The 2,698-nt window shown below is 72.4% G+C and carries 4 protein-coding genes; 3 read left to right on the top strand and 1 reads right to left on the bottom strand.

Translation table 11 applies throughout. The features are described from left to right. The first annotated feature begins 162 nt into the window (after window positions 1-162). Window positions 163-756, top strand: a complete 594-nt coding sequence (abmR, locus tag H5J29_RS28295) for an ATP-binding transcription factor AbmR (RefSeq protein WP_181784043.1) — start codon at window positions 163-165, stop codon at window positions 754-756. Window positions 757-942: 186 nt separating this feature from the next. Next, on the top strand, window positions 943-1,458 hold the full coding sequence (locus H5J29_RS28290) for a DUF1097 domain-containing protein (protein WP_181784042.1): 516 nt from the start codon (window positions 943-945) through the stop codon (window positions 1,456-1,458). A gap of 165 nt (window positions 1,459-1,623) precedes the next feature. Here H5J29_RS28290 and H5J29_RS28285 read toward each other — a convergent pair whose 3' ends face one another. Then, entirely contained in the window at window positions 1,624-2,478 is an 855-nt protein-coding gene (locus tag H5J29_RS28285; RefSeq protein WP_181784041.1) for an oxidoreductase, read from the bottom strand. 61 nt (window positions 2,479-2,539) lie between these two features. Between H5J29_RS28285 and H5J29_RS28280 the strand changes: the two genes are divergently transcribed. Beyond that, a partial coding sequence (locus H5J29_RS28280; protein WP_181784040.1) for a LysR family transcriptional regulator occupies window positions 2,540-2,698 on the top strand: 159 nt, incomplete at its 3' end.

Genomic DNA, 2,698 nt, shown 5'->3' with positions numbered 1-2,698 from the left:
CGTGGCGGGTGCGGCGGCGGCCTACGTCTGCCGCGGATTCGTGTGCGACCGCCCCGTGACCAGCCCGGACGAGCTGGCGGACCTGCTTCGCTGAGAGCGTACCCGTCGGCGCCTGTTGCGATGTAATCTCGTAATCGTAGGAGGTGCGACATGACCGGACGAATGCACAAGGGATGGCACGGCGGCGGCCGCGGCCCGGGCCGCGGCGGAGCGCGTGGCGGGTGGCAGCAGGCCGACCTGCCGGACACCGAGGACCTCGCCGCCTGGCTCTCGGGCAGGCTGCCCGACGGCTGGTTCACCGCGGCGCCGGAGGTGACCGTGGACCGCGAGGAGATCGTGATCGTGGGCGAACTGTCGCCCGTCGAGGGCGACTTCCCGGACACCGACCAGGGCCGCGCCGAGCGCGCGGCGGCCGCGGCGGGGCGGATCTCGCGCTTCCGCGAGGAGACCCGGGAGGCGCGGATCGACGTCGCGCGCCAGGCCGAGCACCGCTACCAGCGCAAGGTGGCGTGGGGGGCCCGGATCGGCGAGGTCGAGGAGCTGTTCACCACGGCCTCGGTGCCGGTGATGACCCGGCTGCGGCAGCCGGAGCGGATGGTGCTGGACACCCTCGTCGACTCCGGCGTGGCCCGTTCCCGCTCCGACGCGCTGGCGTGGGCGGTCCGCCTCGTCGGCCGCAACGCCGACGCCTGGCTCGCCGACCTGCGGGAGGCGATGGCGAAGGTCGACGAGCTCCGCACCAAGGGTCCCGAGTAACGCGACAGTGTCGATCATGTGACGCGTCGCGGCGTCCCCGGCCCGGAATCGGGCCCAGGATGTCCGGACGGTTGCCACCGGAAAACATACGGTCACGTGCGCGGTGATCCGTTGTCGTGGTGCCCTCCCGACGGCCACCCTTCACTCGTCCGTTCGGACCTGTGACCTCAAAGGGAGACACGTCGCATGAAGCTGCCTGTTGCGCTCGCGCTGGTGATCGGTGTGATCGGCGCGGTGATCACGTATCTGTACGTCGGCCCACTCGGTGGGCTCGGCCTGATGGTCCCGGCCACGTTCCTCGGGGCGGCGAGCTACTTCGCCGCGGGTGGGGACCGGGCCGCGCTGGCGAAGTCGGTGCCCACGAACGTGTGGGGGATCGTGTGCGGCACGGTCACGCTGATCCTGCTCGGCCTGGCGGGCAATCCCGTCCTGGTCGGGGTGATCGTCGGCGGGATGACCGCGGTGTTCATCCTCGGTGCCCTCGTGCCGGCGCTCGGGTTCGTCCCGGGCTCGGTCCTGGGGTTCGCCACGACCGTGATGTTCGGGCTGCTCACGAGCGCCTCGGGGACCGACTTCTCGCTGCCCACCGGTCCGTTCACGGTGATGCTGGTGTCGTTCCTGGTCGGGGCCGGGTTCGGCTACGTGAGCAGCATCCTGGCGGGACGGCTGGTCGCCCGGACCCCGGAGCCCGCCACCGCCTGAGCCGGTGACGGTGGGCCATCCGACCGCTGGGGTCGGACGGCGCCACCGGGCACTCACCTCGGCTCGCAACCCGCGTCGTCGGCCTCATGCTTGCCGGCCGACACCGGCGACGCGCACGACCGCGGCGATCAGCCTCTGCCAGGTTGGTCGCCGCGGTCGTCGGTGTCAATCGGACGTGCCCACATCCGGGAACGCCGTGTTCCGCGACACCTTCTCCCAGGTCAGGACCTCGTCCTTGACCGAGTCCAGATGGGCCAGGATGCCGTCTACGGCGTCGGAGCCCAGCGGCAGCCGCAGCGGGGTGACCTCGGCGTCGAGCGCGACGCGGATCGCTGCGGCCGCCTTGACCGGGTCACCGGGCTGGGTCCCGCCCGCGGTGGTGATCATGTCCCGGGTCGCGCCCACCGTGTCGTCGTAGTCGGCGATCCGGTCGGTCTGCTGCAGGGAGGCGCCCGCGAACGACGTCCGGAAGGCACCCGGCTCCACGACGAGGACCGTGATGCCGAGCGGCCCGACCTCGGCCGCGAGACCCTCCGAGTAGCCCTCGATCGCGAACTTCGTGGCGCAGTAGGTCGAGAAGCCGGGGTAGACGACCTGCCCGCCCATCGACGACATCTGCACGACCGCCCCGGACCGGCGCGCCCGCATCCCGGGCAGCACCGCCTTGACCAGTGCGGCGGGGCCCATGACGTGCAGCTCCATGAGCTCGCGCAGGTCCGCGTCGGGCGTCTCCTCGGCCGCCCCGACGTGCCCGTGCCCCGCGTTGTTGACCAGCACGTCGATCCGCCCGTAGCGGGCCTCCACGTCCGCGACGACGGCGGCGGTCGCGGCCCGGTCCGTCACGTCCAGGGCCAGCGCCTCCACCCGGTCCGGGTGCGCGGCGACGAGGTCCGCGAGCGCGTCGGGCCGCCGCGCCGTCGCGACGACGATCTCGCCCGCCGCCACGGCGTCCTCCACGATCGCCCGCCCGAACCCGCTCGACGCGCCGGTGACCAGCCAGACCCTCTCGGTGTGCTCCATGGTCACGAGCCTGGTGGACTTCCGCGAGCGCGTCCAAGACCTGCTGTGATAACCATCGGGCATGGACGTGCACCTGCGGGACCTGCGGTACTTCGCGGCCGTCGCCGAGCACCGGCACTTCACCCGCGCCGCCGAGTCGCTGCACGTCAGCCAGCCCGCGCTGTCCAAGCAGATCAGGGCGCTGGAGGGGCAGCTGCGGGTGCGGCTGTTCGAGCGGGAC

Origin of the sequence: Pseudonocardia pini, from assembly GCF_013870575.1 — a bacterium.
Classification (GTDB): domain Bacteria; phylum Actinomycetota; class Actinomycetes; order Mycobacteriales; family Pseudonocardiaceae; genus Pseudonocardia; species Pseudonocardia pini.
The sequence above is the reverse complement of the archived record's forward strand: the minus strand, read 5'-3'. Positions and strand labels throughout refer to the sequence as shown.

Coding starts and splice junctions, on each gene's coding strand:
- H5J29_RS28285 (WP_181784041.1), bottom strand. CDS start 2,478: ATGGAGCACACCGAGAGGGTCTGGCTGGTCACCGGCGCGTCGAGCGGG.
- H5J29_RS28290 (WP_181784042.1), top strand. CDS start 943: ATGAAGCTGCCTGTTGCGCTCGCGCTGGTGATCGGTGTGATCGGCGCG.
- abmR (WP_181784043.1), top strand. CDS start 163: ATGCACAAGGGATGGCACGGCGGCGGCCGCGGCCCGGGCCGCGGCGGA.